23 protein-coding genes and 1 tRNA gene are annotated in these 23072 nt (G+C 40.5%); 6 read left to right on the forward strand and 18 right to left on the reverse strand.

Annotation, left to right across the window (positions count from 1 at the left end):
• The first annotated feature begins 113 nt into the window (after positions 1-113).
• On the forward strand, positions 114-977 hold the full coding sequence (locus DCO56_RS28520; RefSeq protein ID WP_108637067.1) for an AraC family transcriptional regulator: 864 nt from the start codon (positions 114-116) through the stop codon (positions 975-977).
• On the opposite strand, the gene DCO56_RS28525 is transcribed toward DCO56_RS28520, so the two are convergent.
• From DCO56_RS28525 to DCO56_RS28560, 8 genes are all read right to left on the reverse strand, one after another.
• Positions 966-1934, reverse strand: a complete 969-nt coding sequence (locus DCO56_RS28525) for an NAD(P)H-quinone oxidoreductase (RefSeq protein WP_108637068.1) — start codon at positions 1932-1934, stop codon at positions 966-968. The genes DCO56_RS28520 and DCO56_RS28525 overlap by 12 nt on opposite strands.
• A gap of 143 nt (positions 1935-2077) precedes the next feature.
• Entirely contained in the window at positions 2078-4831 is a 2754-nt protein-coding gene (locus DCO56_RS28530; protein WP_108637069.1) for a TonB-dependent receptor, read from the reverse strand.
• A gap of 134 nt (positions 4832-4965) precedes the next feature.
• Positions 4966-5493, reverse strand: coding sequence for a ferritin (locus DCO56_RS28535; protein ID WP_108637070.1), 528 nt, complete (start codon positions 5491-5493; stop codon positions 4966-4968).
• 382 nt (positions 5494-5875) lie between these two features.
• Positions 5876-6250 carry a DUF6686 family protein gene (locus DCO56_RS28540; protein ID WP_108637071.1) on the reverse strand — a complete coding sequence of 125 codons (375 nt, stop codon included), beginning with the start codon at positions 6248-6250 and terminating at the stop codon, positions 5876-5878.
• Between the two features lie 275 nt (positions 6251-6525).
• Positions 6526-6885 carry a ribosome hibernation-promoting factor, HPF/YfiA family gene (gene hpf / locus DCO56_RS28545; RefSeq protein ID WP_108637072.1) on the reverse strand — a complete coding sequence of 120 codons (360 nt, stop codon included), beginning with the start codon at positions 6883-6885 and terminating at the stop codon, positions 6526-6528.
• 14 nt (positions 6886-6899) lie between these two features.
• A complete protein-coding gene (locus DCO56_RS28550) occupies positions 6900-7781 on the reverse strand; it encodes a tyrosine-type recombinase/integrase (RefSeq protein WP_108637073.1) in 882 nt (293 codons plus the stop codon).
• A gap of 103 nt (positions 7782-7884) precedes the next feature.
• On the reverse strand, positions 7885-8079 hold the full coding sequence (gene rpsU / locus DCO56_RS28555; RefSeq protein WP_046672133.1) for a 30S ribosomal protein S21: 195 nt from the start codon (positions 8077-8079) through the stop codon (positions 7885-7887).
• Between the two features lie 90 nt (positions 8080-8169).
• Positions 8170-8802: an HAD family hydrolase gene (locus DCO56_RS28560; RefSeq protein WP_181390705.1), complete on the reverse strand. Its 633-nt coding sequence runs from the start codon at positions 8800-8802 to the stop codon at positions 8170-8172.
• 89 nt (positions 8803-8891) lie between these two features.
• On the opposite strand from DCO56_RS28560, the gene DCO56_RS28565 reads away from it, so the two are divergent.
• Positions 8892-8965, forward strand: a tRNA-Ile gene (locus DCO56_RS28565).
• A 176-nt stretch (positions 8966-9141) separates the two neighbouring features.
• Here the strand turns inward: DCO56_RS28565 and DCO56_RS28570 are convergent.
• The 7 genes from DCO56_RS28570 to DCO56_RS28600 all read right to left on the reverse strand — a co-directional run bounded on the left by DCO56_RS28570 (position 9142) and on the right by DCO56_RS28600 (position 16359).
• Positions 9142-12786 carry a M1 family aminopeptidase gene (locus DCO56_RS28570; protein WP_108637075.1) on the reverse strand — a complete coding sequence of 1215 codons (3645 nt, stop codon included), beginning with the start codon at positions 12784-12786 and terminating at the stop codon, positions 9142-9144.
• Positions 12779-13663, reverse strand: a complete 885-nt coding sequence (locus tag DCO56_RS28575) for an ABC transporter ATP-binding protein (RefSeq protein ID WP_108637076.1) — start codon at positions 13661-13663, stop codon at positions 12779-12781. Before DCO56_RS28575 ends, DCO56_RS28570 begins: the two co-directional genes overlap by 8 nt.
• A gap of 186 nt (positions 13664-13849) precedes the next feature.
• Positions 13850-14362 carry a GNAT family N-acetyltransferase gene (locus DCO56_RS28580; RefSeq protein ID WP_108637077.1) on the reverse strand — a complete coding sequence of 171 codons (513 nt, stop codon included), beginning with the start codon at positions 14360-14362 and terminating at the stop codon, positions 13850-13852.
• A gap of 168 nt (positions 14363-14530) precedes the next feature.
• Complete coding sequence (locus tag DCO56_RS28585) at positions 14531-14923, reverse strand: VOC family protein (RefSeq protein ID WP_108637078.1); 393 nt, start codon at positions 14921-14923, stop codon at positions 14531-14533.
• A gap of 22 nt (positions 14924-14945) precedes the next feature.
• On the reverse strand, positions 14946-15395 hold the full coding sequence (locus DCO56_RS28590) for an SRPBCC family protein (RefSeq protein ID WP_108637079.1): 450 nt from the start codon (positions 15393-15395) through the stop codon (positions 14946-14948).
• A gap of 100 nt (positions 15396-15495) precedes the next feature.
• Positions 15496-15915, reverse strand: coding sequence for a DoxX family protein (locus DCO56_RS28595; protein WP_108637080.1), 420 nt, complete (start codon positions 15913-15915; stop codon positions 15496-15498).
• A gap of 21 nt (positions 15916-15936) precedes the next feature.
• Positions 15937-16359 (reverse strand): SRPBCC family protein, encoded by a 423-nt coding sequence (locus DCO56_RS28600; RefSeq protein WP_108637081.1) that lies wholly within the window; start codon positions 16357-16359, stop codon positions 15937-15939.
• A gap of 137 nt (positions 16360-16496) precedes the next feature.
• Here DCO56_RS28600 and DCO56_RS28605 point away from each other — a divergent pair, with 137 nt between their 5' ends.
• Positions 16497-17465, forward strand: a complete 969-nt coding sequence (locus DCO56_RS28605) for a GlxA family transcriptional regulator (protein ID WP_108637082.1) — start codon at positions 16497-16499, stop codon at positions 17463-17465.
• Positions 17466-17563: 98 nt separating this feature from the next.
• On the opposite strand, the gene DCO56_RS28610 is transcribed toward DCO56_RS28605, so the two are convergent.
• Positions 17564-19321: a DUF885 domain-containing protein gene (locus DCO56_RS28610; protein WP_108637083.1), complete on the reverse strand. Its 1758-nt coding sequence runs from the start codon at positions 19319-19321 to the stop codon at positions 17564-17566.
• A gap of 319 nt (positions 19322-19640) precedes the next feature.
• Between DCO56_RS28610 and DCO56_RS28620 the strand changes: the two genes are divergently transcribed.
• The 3 genes from DCO56_RS28620 to DCO56_RS28630 are packed head-to-tail and all read left to right on the forward strand — an operon-like array spanning position 19641 to position 21780.
• Complete coding sequence (locus DCO56_RS28620; RefSeq protein ID WP_108637085.1) at positions 19641-20114, forward strand: carboxymuconolactone decarboxylase family protein; 474 nt, start codon at positions 19641-19643, stop codon at positions 20112-20114.
• Positions 20115-20164: 50 nt separating this feature from the next.
• The gene (locus tag DCO56_RS28625) at positions 20165-20503 is read left to right on the forward strand and encodes a YciI family protein (protein WP_108637086.1); all 339 of its coding nucleotides are present in this window, start codon (positions 20165-20167) and stop codon (positions 20501-20503) included.
• Between the two features lie 47 nt (positions 20504-20550).
• Positions 20551-21780 (forward strand): RNA polymerase sigma factor, encoded by a 1230-nt coding sequence (locus tag DCO56_RS28630; protein ID WP_245935933.1) that lies wholly within the window; start codon positions 20551-20553, stop codon positions 21778-21780.
• Positions 21781-21834: 54 nt separating this feature from the next.
• Here the strand turns inward: DCO56_RS28630 and DCO56_RS28635 are convergent, their stop codons facing one another.
• Both DCO56_RS28635 and DCO56_RS28640 read right to left on the reverse strand, forming a co-directional pair.
• Positions 21835-22398 carry a hypothetical protein gene (locus tag DCO56_RS28635; protein WP_146191162.1) on the reverse strand — a complete coding sequence of 188 codons (564 nt, stop codon included), beginning with the start codon at positions 22396-22398 and terminating at the stop codon, positions 21835-21837.
• Complete coding sequence (locus DCO56_RS28640) at positions 22379-22912, reverse strand: hypothetical protein (RefSeq protein WP_146191163.1); 534 nt, start codon at positions 22910-22912, stop codon at positions 22379-22381. Before DCO56_RS28640 ends, DCO56_RS28635 begins: the two co-directional genes overlap by 20 nt.
• Positions 22913-23072 lie beyond the last annotated feature (160 nt).

The raw sequence follows: 23072 nt of genomic DNA on the forward strand, positions 1-23072 counted from the left end.
TGTAAAATAAGCCTAAAAAACCTAGACAATATTCAAGTATATTATCAATTTATTAAGCTATATTACCATATCCAAACAGAAATGAGTAACTTTAATGCATATATTTCATAGTCATGAAAGCACAGTTACTGCATTTAGACAACGACCTCACCCATTCATTCAATGCCAGAAGAGACGATACGCCGCAATATCACAATATTTGGCACTATCACGAAGAGCTCGAACTGATTTATTTTGCTGAAGGGTCTGGTACACAATTTATTGGCGATAGTGTACGACGTTTTGAATCCGGAGATATCACTTTGGTAGGCTCCAATCTTCCCCATTATTGGTTGTTTGATGAGATCTACCTACGGGATGATCGTCCGCAGGCGGCAGATATACGGGTACTGCATTTTAAGGAAAACTTCTGGGGGCATGAATTCACCAACTTGCCGGAAAACAAAAATATCAAAGACTTGATGCGAATTTCGAAACGGGGGATTGCACTTTCCAGTTCATGCCGGACGGAAACGATAGCGCATATTGATGCTATATTGGATAGTGTTGGCACCGCCCGCCTTATTCACCTGCTCCAGCTTCTTGTGACCATTGCTGCAGAAGAACAACATGACCTATTAACCAGCACAAGCTTTACGATTCAGTCACAGGACCAGGATGCGGACCGTATGCGCATTGCCATGCATTACATCGGTGAAAATTATCGGGATCAAATCCGTCTAAAGGAACTAGCCTCATTGACAGGTATGACTCCGAATTCTTTTTGTCGTTATTTTAAATCACAGCTCGGGAAAACACTTTTTCAGTTTCTAATTGAAATGCGTGTAAAGACCGCATGTAATCTCCTGATGGAAAACAAGCAGACAATCAAACAAATCTGCTTCGAATCCGGATTTCAAAACTTTTCAAGTTTCCACAAATATTTCAAGAATATCACGGGTACAACGCCCCTCAACTATCAAAAATCAAAAAGTTAAGACGACTTTGCCCAGCAAGGCGGAATCTTCCATTAAACGATGCGCCGCCGGGGCCTCCTCAAATGGAAGAACACGATACAGGACCGGTTTAAAATCTCCGGAAACAATCTTAGGCCACACCTTAGCCCAGATCTCATTACGCAATAGTTCTTTAAATTGACGATCCCTTGCTCTAAGGGTACTTCCAGTCAATGTAATCCGCTTTTGCATCAATTTCAGTAAGTTCAATTCCACTTTTGCGCCTTGCATGGCATTGATATAAACCAGATGCCCATCGGGGTTCAGAAGAGCTATGTTTTTTTCGAAATAAGCACCGCCAATACTATCCAAGATCACATCAACCCCCAGATCGGCCAATGCCAGCTGGAAGTCCTCGCTTTTATAATTGATTACTTTCGATGCACCAAGGGATTGGCAAAAATGGCCTTTTTCTTCCGAACTTACGGTCGTATAGACTTCCGCCCCAAATAGGGCTCCCAATTGAATCGCGGTACTTCCGATCCCGCCGGCTCCGCCATGGACTAAAAAGTGCTGCCCAGCCTGCAGTTTTCCCCGGCGAAAGACATTATCCCACACCGTGAAAACGGTTTCTGGAAGTGCTGCAGCTTCTTCAAAAGTCAGATTGGGCGGAATAGGAAGACAATGGCCCTCATACACGGCAACATAATTCGCATACCCGCCGCCAGCGACCAAGGCACATACCGGATCACCAATGTTCCAACGGTCGACCAGACGCCCCTTTTCGACAATAACACCCGCCACTTCTAGTCCCGGAATACGCGGATCGACACCAGCGGGAGCTGGGTAATTTCCTTTTCGCTGGAAGACATCAGGTCTATTCACACCTGCGGCCCGAACCGCGATTAGCACATCCAGATCCCCAACCTGGGGCTGGTCAAGCTCCTCAACATGCAATACTTCTGGAGCTCCTGGCTCGGTTATAACTACTGCTTTCATCTGTGAATACTTATTTATTCTATTTTTTTTTGTGCTCTTCTAGAGACCTCTATTTTTTCTTCCCAATATCCGATAGGCCTATCCATCGTTTAACTTCCATATCACCTATCCCGGAATGCCGACATCTTCGTCTGTGTATTTTATTAGGATTTCTTTGGATATTTTTGTAACCGAATATTGAGCGAGAGCATAAAATACCGGGCTAGACGATTATTTTGAACATCCAATATATCGTTACCGACAACAGCACGGGAGATTCCCGTATTCTGATTCATCAAATCGAATCCCTGAAACCGCAGCATACCCAGATTATTACGTCCAAAAGTATATTCCATATAGGCATTGATGATCGTTGGATTGATATTGCTCCATGAACTCGAATACCCCGCATTAAACTTTTGGGACAACTCCAGTCCTATGGTAAAATGCTTACCCATATACGCCTTTGAACCCAAGCCCACAATCCCCGAATGCGCCGTAATATTATCGCGAACGGGCCAATCAAATGTCGCCCGATTCAGCGAATAATTACCATTGAGCTCCGCCTCAAAAATATCGTTCCAGGCATAGCGAAATTGAATCGCCTGTGTGAATAAAAAATGTCCACCAAAGCTTTTCTTATCATTGACATACGATATATTGTTGTAGTAATCAGCATTCCCGTTAAGGCTCATCTGTAAGTTATCCGAAAACAAAGAAGCTGTAAAAAGATAGTAACTTTTGAGATCAAAATAGCCTTCAGTATTGCGGTACGTTGTTTTTTGCACTGTTGAATTAGGCTCGATCGTGCGGTTTGCCACAATTTTATCATTGACAAGGTTATAAGCAAGACTAGCTTCAAGATATTGTCCTTTACGTGTCATGGATTTACGATATTTTGAAACGATACTATGTGCAAATTCAGATTTCAGATCCTTATTCCCAATAACAATATTCTGGGTATTGGTATTATCCACTACAGGTTGTATCTGATAAAAACTAGGCTGATTATTTCGTCCATAATAATCTATGGCAAGATCCTCGTCTTTCGTAAACTTCCATTTTAGCCCTGCCGAAGGAACAAGATTGACATTCGGATAGGAAGTTCGTATGTTTTCATTTGTTAAAGCCCCGGTTAATTCCGATGCCTGGACCGCAAAACCCAAATTTATCTTAACATTTTTTCCTATATCCTGACGGTAGACCATCCCGACCTTATTATTAGCAAAAGAATAATCGTATTTTAAACTTAACGAATCTATCTCAGATTGAAGTGTATTATCGATAGTCGAACGACTGGCATCAATTCTTGTGTAATCAAAATCGTAATTGATCTCCAAAACACCGCCCAGATCCACAGGCTCAACAAGTGACAAGCGGCTTTGGATATTTTTACTTTCGTTATTGGATCGGATCATTTGATTTAGGTAAGTATTTGTGACCTTAGGGGGAGTCAGGCTACTATCTATTGCTGTATTATCATCACTTAATACTTCATCTTTATCCAAGGAGTTAAAGTCTGAATGAAAAGTATATAGTATTTTTCGGCCCGGTTTATCAAAACTACGCACATAAAACAGATTAAGGGCTGCTGCAGGGCTCTCGGTACTATTCGCGGCCTCATATTTACCCGTACTGCTCAATCTATTGTTTCTTATCCGCCGATCTTTTAATGTTCGGCTTGTGGAATTGGTCCAGGACAGTTTTGGAGAGATCTTTAATTGATCTTTAGACGACAGCTTCATGTCAAAGTCCCAGTCCATCTTGTGTGTCCGGTCAACCGACTTTATTTTGTAATCCTCATAGTTACTGATTGCTGTATTACTTCCTTTTCCAGAGCCATAGATGGACTGCAAAAAAGAATTTCCTACCGTATTATTATTACGCTGTGTAAAAGAATATTTTCCACTGGCGTTCACCTTTTTGGAAAGCGGACTGGAAAAACTTGCCCCAATAGAACTTATCTTATTAACACCATCGGTGGGATCAGCAAAATCCGCCAGTTCGCCCATCTCCCGTTCCCGCTCTCCTCCATTCGGAGAACCGAAGGAAAAGAGATTGGTATTTGTATTATTCATCGAAGACACCATGGAATATTCCTTTCCATTATCAAATCTATTCACCCCGATACTTCCCAAATAGCGCTCCGCGGTTCCCCCGCCCAATGTCGCCTGCCCAAAGGTGATTTTTTTCTTATCTTCCTTAAGAACAATATTCAGTACTTTCTCGGACTCTGCGCTTTTGATCCCTTTGGCCGTGGCTTCATCGCCATAAAAATCAATGACCTGCACACTCTTCACGAAATCTGCCGGAAGGTTCCGTGTAGCTGTAAGCACATCGCCACCAAAGAATTTTTTACCATCAACTTTTACCGAAGATATCGCTTTCCCAAAAGCATAGACGGATCCGTCTCTGGATACTTGCACGTTGGGCAAGGCTTTGAGCGCCTCCTCTAAAAGTGCCCTTCGATCGAACTGAAAAGCCTCTAGATTAAACTGCACGGTATCTTGCTTATAGACAATAGGTTTGTATTTTTGGATAACGATTTCTTTGAGCAAGGACACATGTGGAAACATGGTCAATTTCCCCACATCTAATTTGGCTGTGCTGCTATTATATAGTGGATAACTTCTTTCGAGAATACTCAAACCTATCTGGCTACAGCTTATGCGAATGTCGTTGCCCAGAACCCGTCCAAAGCGGAAATAGCCGGTAGCTGAAGTTGACGTAAATAAGGTATCACGCGAGCTCGTCAAATGCACACTAACACCTTTCAGCGGACTGCCGGCAGTATCTACAACAATTCCATAAACTTCTTTTTTTGTCGCCTGACCAAAAGTGCTTTTAGGCAGAAAAAATAAGCTTATAATGGATAACAAAAGTATAAACCGGATTATATCCCCGCCCCTTAGTTTCATCAAACAGACTTTGCAATAATACAATTCAATATAAGAATTCTTAAGCTATTAACGTAAAAAGTTGTGATTTTGTATAAAAAAAAACGAGTTGTTAGGAAAACAACTCGTTCTTTCAACTAATTTTTTATAATCTGTTACTCACCAGCAAAGGTAACCTTCACAAGATGTTTGTCAATTTCCCAACGGCCAGTACCATCCTCACCAATGACATCAAATAATTCCAGGATACGTCGCGCAACAAATTCCTCCTCTACCTGCTCTTCAAGGAACCATTGTACAAAGTTGAAGGTTACATAATCCTTCGCTTTGGCACATTTATCAGCAATATTATTAAATTGCTCTGTTACAAACATTTCCTGCTCCAAAGTCTGCTCAAATACACCACGGAATGATTCAAAATCTTGTGGGATACCTGTGATCTCCGGAGAGATTGCACGTCCACCACGATTGTTGATGTAGTTGAAAAGTTTCAACATGTGCTCACGCTCTTCGTTAGACTGCTTTGCAAAAAACTCAGCAGCATTTTCTAAACCTTGATCATCACACCATGAAGACATCGCCAGATATAGTGCCGAAGAGTGTGCTTCTACTTTGATCTGTGCATTTAGTATATTTTCGATCTCTTCTTTCAAAGAAGATTTTAATTTCAATAAATCTTTCATATTTACCTTAAGTTTAATTTCTAAAACAATATCAGGTGATATACCTTATCATCCGATTACATTACAAAGATACATCGGATTTGGAAAATCTGTATAAATAATCTGCAATACAAATTCAGTCTAAATTAGACAGGCAAACCGCAACTTGTTTAGAATCAATACAATTACAAATACCACTCATAGATACTTTCAATAACCCATAAATTTAATTAATGATAGGCCCATTACCCAAAAAAAACGTCGATTTTCAATAAATAAAGCAGGATAAGAAAAGGATACTTATTTAATTTTAATTTAAATAAGCAAACCATATAACAGAAAAAGCGGTATATCTCTTGTTTAGACACACCGCTTTTTCTGTTATTTTATATAAAATATCTGCTTATGCCAAGACAGCAAAAGGCGATACCTGTAGACAGGTCCGGATAACCGAATTTAATTCCATCATAAACTTAGCGCCATCCAGCAGCTCGCGAAGCTGAAGTACATCCTCTACGGCAAGAATGAAGCATCTCTCTGTCCGAAAAGGCATAACAATCTCAAAATCAGATGAACGCGTGGTATCATTGATCATGTATTCTACATCAATGGCATCCATACGCTTTTTGAATTTCAAAAAGTCTGACACCGAAAAAGATGTCGTTTCGTTATTATACTCCAACCAGAAGCAATTTTTACGGCTACATTGATAAACCGTACCAGCTGTAGTGGAAAATACTTCTTCAACGTGCGCTAATGGACAAACCAATTTTGACATTTTTATTACCTTCTCTTTTAAACTGCTCAAAAATAAATATTATTTATAATCAATCCAAGTAAAACAGCTAATTATTTTGATTTAATATAAATAAGCTCCCCGTCCGGTATTGCTGGTAAGTCGCGAATCTCCCCGAACAGGCTAAAAAAACAAGCAAGCCGAAGAAGCGAGCAGCGCTTGAATACCTAAAAAAAGGCCGGCACAACTCGATGGTTCCCATAAAAAAAGGAGGTCAGCTTAAACTGACCTCCTTCCTTATAAGTATGTAATATTTTTTAATCGTATTCTTCCTCTTCTTCTTCCTCTACAGAAAGTACTTCTTTGCGATTGCTAATAACTGTATTTTTTGTCTTTGTTTTATATTTGTTAATCTGCCTACGTAAGGATTCTACAGCGATATCCGTCGCCTCCTCAAAACTCTTCGCCTGCCCTTTTGCGAAAAGTTGGCTTCCGGGAATGTTCAGTTTGATCTCTGAAATCTTATTTGCCTCGTCATCGACATTTTCCAATCGCAGGTAGCATTCACCACCGATAATTGAATCCAAAAACTGCTCTAATTTTCCTGTCTTCTTTTTAATGAATTCGATTAACTTTTGATCTGCATTAAATCGAATGGATTGCACAGTAATGTTCATTTTTCCTCCTTTTTTTAAGCTTTTGGATGAGCTTGTTTATAAATAGACTTCAATCGTTCTGCTGAGTTGTGCGTGTACACCTGCGTCGCCGCAAGTCCTGCATGTCCCAACAGTTCTTTAATTGCATTTAAATCTGCCCCGTTATCCAGTAGGGCCGTTGCGAACGTATGCCTCAAAATATGAGGACTCCGTTTACCTTGTGTGGAAATCAGTGTTAAATAACGATGCACAATATCATAGATTAGCTTGGCATACGCTGGTTTCCCTTCTTTCGTAACAATCAGTAAGCTGTTATTAGTATCAACAAATTGCGACGCTTTTTGTTGCAAATAGTTTTTCAATTCTTTTACCAAAAGATCATTTATCGGAACAAGCCTTTCTTTGCTCCTTTTACCTAATATAAGAATATTTTTGTTAAAAAAATCTATATCCTGCTCCTTAATTTTCAACAGTTCGGCCAAACGAATTCCCGTCCCAAAAAGAAGTTCCATGACCATGTAATTGCGGCGTGACTCAAAATCATCCTGCTCTTGTTCCAGATGATCCAGCAGACGAACCAGTTTTTCTTTCTCCACAACGACAGGTAGCTTCTTTGCAGTCTTTAAGGCCTTAATAAGGGTCATCGGATTTTTATCCAGGCAGTCCTCACGTTGAAGAAATTTAAAATAGGTCCGCAACGAAGACATGCTTCGATTGACTGAACTCGCATTCTTACCGGACTCCATCATCTTCGCGAAGTAATGCCGTAAATCCCGGTAAACAACATCCGATAACACAAGTCCCTCAGCATTTAAAAAAGACCAAAACATCTCCAACTCGTGCCGATAGGCAACAACCGTATGTTCTGAATATCTTTTTTCAATCTGCAAATACCGAATAAACTCCTTTTCCAACATAATTTCCCTCGCTATACTATCCTCAAATTACAAACTTAAAAGCACAAAAAAAAGGGAAAAGCAATGCTTTTCCCTTTATATTTTTAAATTCTCAGCGAATCAATTAGTTAGCCACATCTTGATTCAAAGATTGTTTGTAAATCGCTTTTTTCACTTGAATGCGACGAGTTACAGATCTCTTTTCATAAGCTTGACGTGAACGCAACTCTCTTAAAACGCCAGTTTTCTCGAATTTCTTCTTGAAACGTTTTAATGCTCTATCTAAAGATTCTCCTTCTTTTACATTTACGATAATCATGCGTTGTATATACCTCCTTTCGTCGCTTTTAAAATTTAAAGTGGGACAAAGGTACGATATTTACATTGAATAAGAAAAGAAAAATAAATTTTATATTAATCCAAATTCCTCCAAAATCGTTCTCAAAGGTTTCTCCTTGGTACACAATGCCGTATGCCAGCCTAATTGCTTCGCTGTGGCCAAATGCTGCGGGCTATCGTCGATAAATAACGTCTCCGCAGGATTTAATTCCTGCTCCGCCATGACCAATTCGAAAATCTCGGCGTCCGGTTTACGCATGCCCACCAAATGCGAATAATAGGTTTTTTCAAAAAATCCTTCGTTGTCGGCAACAGCATATTTTTCATAAATTGCATTCATACAGTACGCATAATGAATAGCATTATTATTGCTCAACAAAAAAGTACGGTACTCTTCTTTCAATTGCAATAATAACGCATGATGCCCCTCCGGAACGCCAATCAATAAACTGTTCCATGCGCCATCAATTTGCGCGTCGGTCAGGGCTGGATTTTTGGTAATCGCACGAATCCCATCCCGGAATTGCGCAGCACTAATTTTTCCCTTGTCAAAATCGTCAAAAAGTGCACTTTGGCCATGATGCCCAAAAACTTCGTCAACATTTTCTATACCTAACTGAGTAAAAGCAACTTTCAATTTCATAAAGTCGATCATGAAGATTACATTTCCATAATCAAGAACAATATTTTTAATTTTTTCCATCGAATTATTTTGAAATACCGATACAAATATCGATAATTGCATCGTCAAAACGGCATAACCGATGCTAAAATTGACAAAACAAACGACCTGCTCCTATAGCTCAGTCGGTTAGAGTAGAAGACTCATAATCTTTTGGTCCCTGGTTCGAGCCCAGGTGGGAGCACAAAACAAAAAGTCGCTTTTCCATATTGGAAAGCGACTTTTTTGCGTTTAATTCCCGCTCTTCACCTATTTTCGCCGGATAGTACCTATTACCGTCTGCACAGGTTTACCATCTGTTTTAGCCATTTTACAATTCGTTAGAACAAATGCCCAGGATAACAACAAACCGGAATGTCGTTAGATATCTTTTCTATTATCATCTGAATCAATATCAATCAGTTTGTTGTACGGATCCACACCGACTTGTGTAGGTTTTTGATCTACAACCAATGTCAACGTATTATTGATCTGATCAATACGATGTTTTTTGAGGTAAATTTCCTGTGGTTTGCCATTGTTCTTATCCGCCGCTTTTGAAAAAACACCAACCTCAATATAGTCCCTCAGCGGCAAGGATTTCAATGTCACCCGATCTGATTTTTTAAATAACAACGGTTTGCTTCCTTGATCATTGTAACTCTTTTTCCCATTGGCATCCACGCGATACTTAGCCACTTCGAATTGAATATCCACTTGATATTTTCCATTTTTCAACTTTCTAGTACTCACCTTCTCCACTTTATTATTGTACAGGGTGATCGTCTCAAACATGTCTTTAATCAGATAACGCAGGGAGTCAGGTGTCGCTCTGCGAAAGTAATCCACAAATTCCAAGGATGTTGTATAAGGTGGATTTTGGAAGGCCGTACTTTCCAAATAAGCTTTTGCTGTTTGGTTGAATACATCTTCCCCAAGGTAGTCACTCAGCGCGTACAATACCAATGAGCCTTTTTGATAATGGATATACATTTGGTTCTCATTGTACATGAGCGGTTTTTCCCCTAATTTCTCCGCGCTTCTTCCAGTTAAGTAGCCATCCAGTGCGTCTTTGAGAAACTTGCGCATCTGTCCTTTTCCATACCTCTTTTCCAGTACTTTCAAAGAGGAATATTCAGACATACTTTCTGACATCAATGTGGCTCCCTGTGTATTGGCACCGACAACTTGATGTGCCCACCACTGATGCGCTATTTCATGCGCGGTCACAGCATAAGGATAATCCACCGCATCGTCTTTTTTCTCATCCACATCCGCAATAAAACCTATCGCCTCCGAGAAGGGAATGGTATTGGCAAAAGACTGCGCAAAAGTTCCGGCTGTTCGGGGAAATTCAACGATTCGAAGTTGCCGATGTTGATAAGGACTATATTGGCTGGTATAATAGGCCAAGGAAGCCTTGCTCGAGGCCATCATCCGATCAAGATTGTAGGTATGCCCTTTGTGGTAATAGATTTCCAAATTAACCCCATTCCATTGATCCTTTTTCACTTCATATCGAGCGGAATTAAAAGCAAAGAAATTCAGAATCGCTGAATCCATTTTATACTGGTAATATTTTCTTCCGTTTTTCTCCCACTGTTTGGTCAAGTACCCCGGAGCAATGGCCAATTGATCCCTATCCGTACTTACAGTTGCCTCAAACCGAATCCAGTCTGCATCATTTGAAATATAATTGTTCTTTCGCGCATTGGAATCCGTAGGCAAAGCCATACGATCCCGGTAAGGTAATCCATATTTTTTACGGATATCATTATCCACCAGCTCGCCCCGATCTAAATAACCGATATTCGGAAATAGCATATTGTTAATGAAAGTTCCATTGCCTTTAACAGGAGACTTTTCATTGACCCACGTATTAACCGGACTAACTGTACTAAAGTTTAAGATGATAGAATCCCCCGGTGCCATTGGCTTGGCCAACTTATAGATATTGAAATTATAAATATCATCGGCCGATATCAGCTTATGAGGCACATCGAAAGAAAAGGTATAGTCATAGTCATTATAATTGACAAAAATAGAGTCTATGGTAAACGTAGTCTTATTCTTAAGCACATAAGAAGCCTGTGCTTTAAAGCTACGCGTGGAAGGATGGATATCCATATTGAACTTGATGTCAACAACACGGGGCTGAGGCCGAAATTGATATTTTTTGTACTTCTTTTCCCATTCCACGGACTGCTTTTCATGATCAAGACTTGTATAATAAGGATTTTTAATATGGTTCTCATAATATATGCCCGCACCGATCCCCACAAAGCCAATAAAGCTCAGGAGAAGGACAGTTATACTCGCCGGGCTTAAGTTTGTTTTTAATATTTCCCAACGCTCCCTCATCCCCGAAAATCCACCTCTACGCCAAAGTAAGAGGGCTATCGTAAGAAAAAACACCGCAAATAGCAGCCAATAGACACGATAGGTTAAAAAGGGTAAGATATAGCCAAAACCGTCCATATCTGAATAGTCAAGCCCCGGCCCTTGGTTAAACTGATAAATCGCCTGCTCCACGCCTACCATCGATAAAAATGGCAATCCGATAAATAAGGTTAACAGGACAAAAAAACCAGCCAGATAATTTTTGAAGAGCGTATGTACAAAGATGGCCACAAATAGCCATACGATATTTGCCAACATACCATACACCATCAAGTGCATGATGTATTGCCCGATTTCGAAATGATAATAATGATGATAGACCTGAAATGCCATACAGGTGAGCATCACCACTGCAAGCAAGGTCAGTTGCATTAAGATGATCGCGATTATTTTGGAGCCCATGAGCGCCCAGTTCGGAACTGGTGTCGCATCCAATAATCCGCCCATCCGTGTAATGCTGCCACGATGAACCAATAAACCACTGAAGAGAAAAGTCAGAATCAACAAAAAGAATTTAAAGGTCGTTCCCGGTATCATCAGCATTTTCCAGGTAACAGGATAAGTCGAGGTACCGAAAATCGCACCGATTGTACTAGCCATCAAGATGATAAACAATACGCCGACCAGGGTTAGAATCAAAAAAACCGGATTTTTAACAATGTATCGATAGTCATACCGCGCAAGTGTCCAAGTCGTTTTCAAATAGTGGACGATTGAAAAGTCGTAGTTCACTTTCGGTAGATTGAGCCGAAAAACACTGTCAAAATTATTTTTTGTCAATCGTTTTCCTTTCTTGCCTGTCTTCACTGAAATGGAATCCTGTGAGAAAGAAAATAAAAGGTAAAATCCGCCAATAAACAATGCGGCTACAGCAAGCCATATCAGACGATTATAGATAATTGCTCCCAGAAAAGGAAGATTGTTTGTGTTCTTTTCTTCAGGAGACCAATATTGCGTATAGTAAGAAATGGCGCTATCACCAAAGGGATCTATCAATGCCCCAAGATAACGATGATCAGCGTTTGTTGTCAGATTCTGCACGAGTACCTGTACAATAATAAGCACCAGCACCGCAACAAAACCTACATATACATTACGGGTAAAAGTGACCAATACAAAAATAATAGCGCTGAGAATAACCAGATTGGGGATAACCTGAATAAGATAGGTCTGGAAGTAGGCTAAAATATGTATGGGACCCAACAAATCTGGATTAATCCCTGGAACGAACTGTGCAACAACAATACCTAAGGTGGATGCCAGTACGATGACGAGTACGACGGCTATCGATCCAAAAAACTTGCCCAATAGATAATCTGTTTTGGTAAACGGATAACTAAAGAGAATGGTATGTACATTATATTGAAAATCCCGATAAACACAGGCCCCCACAATCGAGGGAATTAAGAAATAGATAATGGAAGACATCCCGTTTATCATCTCATTAATAGCCCAAGGCGAATTTCTGATGGTATTGGATGATGTCGTCGCTGTGACGCCATCAAATATCCCTAGTGAGGACAACATGATGAACAACGACAGGACAAAGAATAAAGCCATATAAATATAGACGGCAGCATTCTTAAACCAACGTGTAAACTCAAAATTAAAAATTGGACTAAACATGGCGCTGGTCAGTTTTTAGTGCAACAAAATAGACATCTTCCAGTTGCCCTTGTGCATTTACGAAGGATTCATCTGGCTGCACATCACTATAAACCCGGATATTGAGCGTATTATCCTGATTATAGTTTGTAGAAATTACATTATACTTCTGTGTATACTCATCCAATTGATCGCGGCTAATGATCCGTACCCAGATCTTGCCTTCCAATTGTTCTATTGTCTCCTTTGGCGTGCCGCGCAATAGTATTTTACCCCCATTGAGAATAGCAAGTTCATGGCATAATTCGCGGACATCATCCACAATATGTGTCGAAAAAATAACCGTATGATTGGTTCCGATCTCCCGCAATACATTTAAAAAACGATGCCTTTCAGCCGGATCCAGTCCCGCAGTAGGTTCGTCAACAATAATCAGTTTGGGATCGTTCAGCAATAACTGGGCAATGCCGAAGCGTTGTTTCATTCCCCCCGAATAACCACTCACACTCTTGTTTCGGACATCCCAGAGGTTGGTTACTTCCAGTACACGCTTGATGATAGCCTGCCGATCAGCACCCGTCTTAATCCCTTTGAGTTTCGCGAAATAGTGTAATAAATCTATCGCCGAAAGGTTCGGATAAACACCAAATTCCTGTGGTAGGTAACCCAAAATTTTTCGCAGTTCCATTTGCTTTCCAAGGACATCAATATCACCAAAAGTAATGCGGCCATGATCGGGTTTCTGAAGAGTAGCTATAGTGCGCATCAAGGATGATTTTCCTGCTCCATTTGGTCCGAGGAGACCAAACATTCCCGGCTTTATTTCTAAGTTTACTTCGTCTAGTGCTTTTACACCATTAGGATAGGTTTTACTGAGATTTTCTATTGATAAATTCATAAATAAGTTTAACTGTTAATAATTCGTTAGTATACAGCAACGACAATTTGTTACAACAATATAACAAAAGTTCACAAGAAAACAGGTAGATCTACCTATTTTTCAATAAAATATCAACTAAAAACAGTTATTGCCCATACAGTTCATCGAGGTATGAAAACCGTATAGGCAGATTGGAATGGCCGCTTAGAGCTTTAACTCAAATAGACTTACCGTGGCCTTATCATAGTGTGCGGGCAGACCGGATGTATCGCGAAGTTTCTTTAATCCCAGAAATTCGAAACCACATCTGGTATAATGTTCAATAAGTCCCTTATTTTCCCCCACCGTGTCCAGGCGAACAAAATTCTTATTATTTGCAATGGCATATTCAATCGCCCAATGCACAATGTACTGAACGAGATTCTTACCTCTAAAATCGGGATTTGTGGCAATGCGATGAATATAAACCGCCGGATCTTCATTTCTTTCTTCCCAGATATCAGGGTCGTCGAATGTAGTCGCCCAGACACAGGCAATATCCCGACCGGCAACCATTTTCCATTGCCTATGCTCTTTCAGTTCCTGCTCAATAAGCTTCCGGTCAAATTCAGGCCAAGAAACCATGGATTTTGCTTTTTGAAAATCTGTCGCAAACTTATAAAACTTAAAAATCGAATCAATATCCTGCGGGGTGCTATTCCGTATCTGTAATTCCATTATTATCACTTAATTACTGTTATCAACTTTGCCTGAAGCATACACAAAAATACACTTCCGCGAATAATGATAATGGATACAGATCATTGCTATATTAGGGTATCAGTTTCTGCTGCCATTTGCCCAAATTGCCACAATAATAGCTGTTGGCTACAACGGAATAAACTTTCATCCCAAGATCCCCAATATCCATTTTACGTCAAAAATATCTGTCACTTCCACCAATTGATCCGTCTCGTTGTTACCTAATACAGGTTGACCAGCCCCTGCCGCCAGCTTAGCGACAAGCCGGCCACGGTCTGCCACATTCGTACAAGGCAAAAACACCGAAAGATAGTTGCCAATTTTTCGACCATCATCGTGTACCAGATCCGAACCATAGATAACCACACTGGGAGAAATAAGAGAGGCACTTACAATAGGCAGCTCTGAATACCCATTTATTTTTTTATCTAGCCTGTCAAAATCCAGGCTCCCGCCAAAACATGACTGATAAAACGTAAGCGCCTTTCTACAATCCCCCGAAAATGTGATAAAAACCCCGCTTCTTAACCGTTCCATATCCTAAACAAATTGAATTAAACTATGCATCCGGTATGACGGGCTCCACAAGTTTTTTCATTTTTTCCAACGATTCCTGCCATCCCAGGTAACACATTTCGGCGGGGATAACTTCAGGAATTCCTGTTTGTTCTATTTTAAGTTCAGTACCACAGCTGACTGCACGCAGCGAAACTGTCGTTGTCATTTCTCCGGGTAAATTGGGATCATCAAAGCGGTCAACATATTTGATAAATTCATTGGGTATGATTTCCAAATATTCACCGCCAAAGGAATGACCATTGCCCGTACCAAAATTGATAAATGTCATCTTGAATTGACCGCCTACTTTAAAGTCCATCTGCTGTACGGTACAGACAAAACCATAAGGGGGTAACCAGGAGGCATGCGCTACCGGATCCGCGAATGCGCGGAAGACTTTTTCAGGACTCGCCTGAATAACCCGATGTAAAGAAACACTATTTGTTTTCATCTCGTTTGATTGTTTATAATGTAAATAGATAATATGATCTTTTTGTTCTTTCTAATAAATTTTTGATCAACCCATCCTTTCCGATGGGAACACCATGATATTAAGATACCGCTGATGCACCTGTATAGGTATGCTGCTGTGCGGCACGACTTGTACCGGCTATCTTTGACCGATAGACATAAGATAACATCAGTATACCCAGTACGATAAGGGGCAATAACATAAAGGTTATATTTTTATCCACGCAGGCATGACTGATAAAGGCAAATACCAAACTGAATGTCAATCCTGCATAAGCCCATTCTTTTAATTTAGCCGGAAACTGTGGAATGGCAATAGCGATGACTCCGAGCACTTTACAGATAATAAGAGCATAGGCAAAATAGTCCGGGTAACCTAAAGGTTTGGTTCCAGCATTCATATATTGCGGTGCAAATAGTAATGTGCCAAGCGGCATAACGCCTTCCCAGATAACAATTAATATCGTCGCTATCCAGAAGATAATTTTATTCTTTTTCATGATGTTGCTATTTTAAGGTGATTAATTCGTTGATTCAACATGTTTTACAAAATTATTAAGGATCGACTGCCAGCCTTGTTGCTGAAATTCAGGATCATTCATCTGCTCCGCATCAAAAGTGGTGCTGATAATTGTCTTTCCATCTCTTTCAGAAAACAGTGTGCTTACTGTCCGGCCGTCAGACATGGTATAGGCGATTTCCCGATGCAATTCAACCCTATCATAAGTTCCTTCAAAATCGAACCCAAAACTGCCATCCTTTGCTTCCATCCGATTTTTAAAAGTGCCATTCACACGCAAGTCGTTTTGACTGCTCGGACAATGCCAGCTTGGATCTGCAGTATTCCATTGCATAATATCTGCTGGTGCGTTCCATTGTTGCCATACTTTTTCTACCGGTGCATTTACTGTGGCTTCCACGTTGATTTTTGTTTGTGTTTCCATGATTTCTTTTTATTTGTTTATAATGATATAGCAAAGATGCAAAGGATTTTAAAGCCCGGCGTATTGTAAAACCGACAACTTTAGGGGTGGATTACGACAAAAACAATTTGTACCTTTATCACATAAACCCAAAAGATATGCAAGTCTCAGTTTTTGTCCCCAAATACGGTACTATTGAAGGTATTACGCCAGCATTTAGAACCTTTCATACGGCCAATGAATTTTTATCGGCTTTTGGAAAAAAACCGATATTCAATGTTGAGTATGTAGGCCTGAGTGAATATGTGCCAGCCAATAGCGGCGAGTACACCATAAAAACAAATCGCTTACTGCAAAATGTCGATCGTACCGATCTACTGATCATACCGCCGACTTTTGGTGATATTGACACCGGAATAAGGGACAATGCCGAAGCCATACCTTATTTTAGAAAACTTCACTTAAAAGGCACCCGCTTGGCCAGCTTATGCGTGGGAGCTTTTCTTCTGGCAGAAACTGGGCTTTTAAATGGAAAAAAATGCTCGACTCATTGGGCTTATATCAGCGAGTTCAAGGAAAAATACCCCGAAATAGAAATCGAAGATGGCGCCGTTATCACCGAAAACGACAATATATACAGCAGCGGCGGCGCCAGCAGCCTTTGGAATTTAATTCTGTATCTCGTCGAAAAGTTTTCCGACCGCGAAACAGCTGTTATGATAGCTAAATATTTTGCGCTGGATATCAGTCGGGACAGTCAGTCACAGTTTGCAATATTCCGTGGACAGCGAAATCACGACGATGTGGATATCCAGAAAGCACAGGATTACATCGAACTGAAATATGAGGAAAGAATTACTGTTGAGGACCTTGCGAATTTTGCAAACATTGGCCGCAGGACTTTTGAGCGCAGATTTAAAGAAGCGACAAACAATACACCGGTCGAGTATATCCAGCGTGTGCGGATAGAGGCTGCCAAGAAATTTTTTGAGGCATCAAGGAAAAATGTTTCGCAAGTAATGTATGATGTGGGTTATACAGACACCAAAGCCTTTCGGGATATCTTCAAGAAAATAACAGGCCTTACGCCCATAGAATATCGGAACAAATTTGCCAAAGTAGCCTAATAAGATAAAGACTACCTCGCAAACGCAGCGGAATGGCATGGAATAAAACAACAAGCCACACGATAATCGTGTGGCTTGTTGCTGAAGTTGCGTTAAACTTACTTCTTAAGCATCATTTCCCGGATATATTTTACCGGTGAATTGCCAAAACTTAAAAATTTCTCATTGAAGGCTTTCAGCTTAAATTGAGCACCCTCCTCCTTTTTAACAGCTTCTCTTAAATCGTAGATTTCTTTATATCCCGTAAAATAGGAGGTCAACTGCACACTGCTAACGGATACTCTTTTCCACTTTCCAGCGGCTTCGGCCTGTTGTTGAAATGCTTCATCAACCAATAAATGCATTGCATCTTTTTCACTCATATTCTTCACATGCACACTATAATCCAATATTGCATTACACACAGTCCGCAGATGCCATTTATACCACATCAACCACATTTCAGGTGCATTGTCACCATAGCCATTTTCCAGCATCATCTGCTCGGTATATACGGCCCAGCCCTCGATCATCGCGCCGTTGCCCAAAACACTCTTGATTAAGCTCGGTGACTGATTGGCATACACCAATTGCGTATAATGTCCGGGAATAGCTTCGTGGATATTCAAAATCTGCAAAATATAGTGATTGTATTCCCGCAGATAGCTTTCTGAAGCTTCTTTGGTCCATCCCACAAGACTACCGACATTGTAGTATGTATTTCCACCTTTATCGTAGGGACCGGGAGCACTGATAGAGGCTCCGGCCACACCGGCCATGTAAGCAGGTTCTTTCCGCACAACCAAAGGCTTACTGTCATCAATATATAAGAGATCCTTCTTCTTCACAAATTCCACCAGTTTTGGAATCTGTGCTTCAATTGCAGACTGAAAATCTTCCGCTTTGACGTGGTTGACTGACAAGGTATCAATCATCTTGCGGATCAGGACCAAACTATCTGTGGGCTGCACGGCCTTTCCAAAATACTTTGGCCATAGCTGCTTACTGATTTTATGCATTTCGGTATGCAAATAACGCTTACGTGCCCTTGCTGCATCGTAGATCTCCGCAGCGGTAGATCCTGACTGAATGTCAAATTTAAACTTTTGATCATATAATTCCTTCCCTAATCTAAAACTTCGCGGAGACGGGTTGGATGTCTCCTTTAAATAGGTCACAAATCCCTTTATTGCTTTTACAGCTTGGTCGGCTTTCGTTTGAATAGCTGCTTTTTCAGTTGCCGGAAGATTGGATTTTTTTAGAGAATCACGCAGATCCGTTTCAAATACGGATAATCCGCCCAAATTTTGCTGTATGGCCAAATCTGTCAATACCAAAGCTGGACTCTTGATCTGCCCTTTTGCGGCTTCATAATAGGCTGGAATTTTCGCCATGCGCTGTTCAATAGCATGTAGGCGGTCGTGCAGTGGAGCATAGTTCTCAGCCAACATAAAGGCGATGGTGCCGCTTACATTATAGGCAGAGGGGTTCCATTCGTAAGCCCGCTCCTTTTCGATCGACCACACATTGGATTCCAGATAATTCTGAATCAAATGGTAGTCCGTTTGTTGCGAGAGATTCAGATCATGCAGATCAAAGCTTTTTAACTGATCGAGCTGCTGTTTTGAAAATTCCAAGCGTGATGCCCTGCTTTTAGCATCAGGAATCGTCAATAACGAATCGTATCGATGAAAACCTACCTGTGTGGCCCATTCCGGATTTTCTTTCCAGAGCTGCTCGATGAATCTATCTTCGTAAGCTTTAAAACTTGCATTGGAGGTCGTATCCGCAAGGGCTTTTTTGGTATCGGAACCCGACCCGCAGGACGCCAGCATTCCAAAACTCAGGATAGTGAACGTATATGTTATCAGTTTCATTGGAGTAATTTGACTAAAAATAGCAATTGTTGTTGATTGTTGATCAATCACCTCAAGGATTTTACAATTCACATCGCTGCATCTTTCCGATCTTCAGTCAAGTATGGAATTTGCCTGCAAAGGTCCGCAATCGTCCTGAGGATGCCCATTAGAGATCCAATAGAAAATTATTAGAATTTTGTCAGAAAAAATAAAACATAAGTAATTAATAAACAATACATTAAAAACAAATAAAAAAATATTTAGCGCCTTATGTCCAATTTCTTTAACTTCAATCATTATTGTAGTGTAAAACAGTTACACTTAAAACAATAATAAAATGAAACAACGAATCAATTTTTTCGCAAAAGGCCAAAACGCGATGAAGGCTATGTTTGGATTGGGAGCTTATCTAGGTAAATGTACCATCGAACAAGAGCTTTTGCATCTGATTTATTTTAGAGTATCACAGATCAATGGCTGTGCTTATTGCCTGGATATGCATTCAAAAGATTTGCTTGCCACAGGTGAAAATCCACAACGTCTATTTTTATTGGACGCTTGGCGTGAAGCACCACTTTATAGTGCACGTGAACGCGCCGCGTTGGTCTGGGCTGAAGCAGTAACGAAAATAACCAATGGAGATGTACCTGACGAAGTTTACGCCATTGCAAATCAGGAATTTTCTGAAGAGGAACTCATCGACCTGACTTTAGCTATAACCACGATCAATGCATACAACCGTTTTAATATTTCTTTCCGCACTGAAGCTGGCGGATACAAAGTGGGCCAACATAAAGTGCAGACAGCATAACTAAGCTAAAACGAGATAAATCAATTTATTTAACAAATTAAACGCGAAGCATGAAGGATTTCATCTTATTATTTCGGCAGGCCGGCGGAGAACAGCCTCTTTTGAACGAAGAAGAAATTGCCAAAATAAACAAAAAATGGGAGGATTGGATCGGTGGTATTGAAGCACAGGGAAAACTATCTGACCACGGCTCACGTCTTGAAAAAAGTGGAAAAGTATTAAAACCGGGCGGGATTATTACGGATGGCCCGTTTGTGGAGATCCGGGAAAGCCTCGGGGGTTTTATTGTCATCTCCGCAGAAAACCTTGAAGAAGCGACGACATTGGCGCATGGTTGTCCCATTTTGGAATCTAGCGGCAGCGTTGAAATCAGGGCACTTTTGGTTTAAAAAAAACTTTATGGGCAGTTGTATGCTATGCAACTGCCCTATTATGTATGATGGAATCTAACTTTCTAAAACAGCTTTTTCAACAAGAATTCACCAAGATCGTCGCTGTAATTTCAAAACGTTTTGGGCTACAACACATCGAAACTGCCGAAGATATTGTCAGTGAGACTTTTTTGCTGGCTACGGAATCATGGCAAACGAAAGGTTTGCCCGCAAACCCAACCGCCTGGCTGTATACTGTAGCTAAACAGAAAACCTTAAGTCACTTTAGAAGGAATAAAATTTTCGAAGACAAAGTGATTCCGGAAATACATCAAAATCAGCGTGCCGTGGATTATACCGATGAATTTAGTTTCACACAAGAGAACATCAAGGATAGTCAGTTAAAGATGCTGTTTGCCATCTGCACTCCTGCGATTGCCAGTGAAGCCCAGATAGGTCTTGCACTGCGGATTCTCTGTGGTTTTGGGATTGAAGAAATTGCCGAAGCCTTTCTTTCAAACAAGGAAACCATCAACAAACGGTTGTTCCGGGCAAAAGAAAAGCTTCGCACAGAAAAGATCCAGCTTGAATTGCCTTCTGAAAAGGAAATCGTGAAAAGGCTGGATAACGTATTGCATATTATTTACCTTTTGTTTAACGAAGGGTACTACTCCAAGACCCAGAATGAGATTCTGAGAAAGGATCTGTGTATTGAGGCCCTACGCCTGGCGCTCATGTTATCCACTTACGAAAAGACAAATGTCCCCAAAACGAATGCACTCATCGCGTTAATCTGTTTTCACTCCTCACGCTTCGATGCCCGACACAGTATCGATGGAGAGTTCATTCTGTATGAACAACAAAATGAGAAACTTTGGAACCAAGCCTTAATCAATCAGGGAATTTATTTTTTGAATCTGTCGGCAGATGGCGATCAATTGACCTCCTACCATATCGAAGCAAAAATTGCACAGTGGCATTGTGCAAAAGCAGATACCGTAGAAAAATGGAACGAAATCCTTCAGCTTTACGATCGTTTGCTGGCGGTGAATTATTCGCCGGGTGCAGCACTCAACAGAAACTTTGCCTTATACAAAGCTAAAGGTCCAAAAACTGCACTGACCGAGGCAAAAAAACTAAATCTAATGGATAACCACTTTTATTATACACTCTTGGGAGAGCTCTATAAGGATATAGATCGACAAAAAGCAATCGCGAACTTTCAGCGTGCACAGGCATTGGCAAAAAGCTCCCTGGAACAGGAAACTATCCAACGCAAGATCAATATGCTGTAAAGTTCGCGATCCGTTACACTTTGTCAGCTCTTATAATCAGCTGATTCTTATGCCTTAGCTGATCATAGATCCCTTTTTTGAGTTTTGCCAATACGTCATAAAAAGTTCGTAAAGTTCGCTGGGTTCGATTGCTATCACAGAAGCCGAGTACATGATATTTAGCTGTTGTGACGCTTCATCATAAGCCATTTTCCATAACATCGCTGGAAGCCGGTCTTTATAATTGGAAGCATTGCCTAAAGTGACAATCACTAACGTATCTCCACCTACTTTCTGTAAGTTTATTGCTGTGACGTCATCCCAATTACCGGCACCGAAAGCTTTTGCCATTGGTGTAGTTTTTCCGGAGAAATGACTTTTATGTAATGAAATCTGCGCAGACTTGTCCCGAAGACTTAATAAGCTATTCACCAAGAGACCTAGCATTATAAGCAATATTCCGCCCGAGAATACCGCAGGTTTCACTTTTAGTTCACCGTCAAATATTCCGATACAGTACAAAAAGAGCAATAAAAGAACGATACAAATCACGCCTGACAGGCTTAGAAGCTTAGCAGTTTTGCTTCTATTTCTATATAAGTTTACTTCCTGATCCATTTTAGTTGCCCCAGTTGACATTAAGATTATGCTTTTCGGCATACGCTTTTCCTAGAACATATACCTCATCAAATGTTTTATCAATCCCCGGCATGTAATCGTGCTGTATTTTTTGTAGCAATGCCTGCTTTTCTTCAGCAGATCCCTTTGTATCACAAAGTTTAGCATAAGCAGTATACTCATTTTTATAGACTGGCAGCACCTTTTCAAATAAGGCGATGGATTTTTCTTTTAATGCTTTTGCATCATCATCCGAAACATTGAGTGCATTGATATCTTTTAATGCTTTCTCTACTGTCTGGATCTTGATGTCCACGGATTTCTGCGCCTCATCACCTGCGTTCTTACTCGCGGGGATATCGGCAAATTCAACAGTCTCCTGTTCGAGGCGTTTACCAAAACGATCAGGAGCAAAATCGGCTATAAGATTGGTATTTAGAACAACTTTTCCGAAAAAATTTTCTGGGCTTGGAGCTTGGCAGGCGGTGAAAAATAGACTCGCCGACATGAAAATAACAAATAGTAAGTGCTTCATATAAATTTTTATTTTGTCCGAAATTAACTAATATTAGTTAAACCGGCAAACCATCCAATTCTTCACTATTGCATCCTTAATAGGCTAAAAAAACGTATACCGCACCAACCCCGATATTATCTTTTGCATTTCACTTGACCAACACGCTAAATTTTAATAA

Source organism: Sphingobacterium athyrii (assembly GCF_003071065.1).
GTDB classification, from domain to species: domain Bacteria; phylum Bacteroidota; class Bacteroidia; order Sphingobacteriales; family Sphingobacteriaceae; genus Sphingobacterium; species Sphingobacterium athyrii.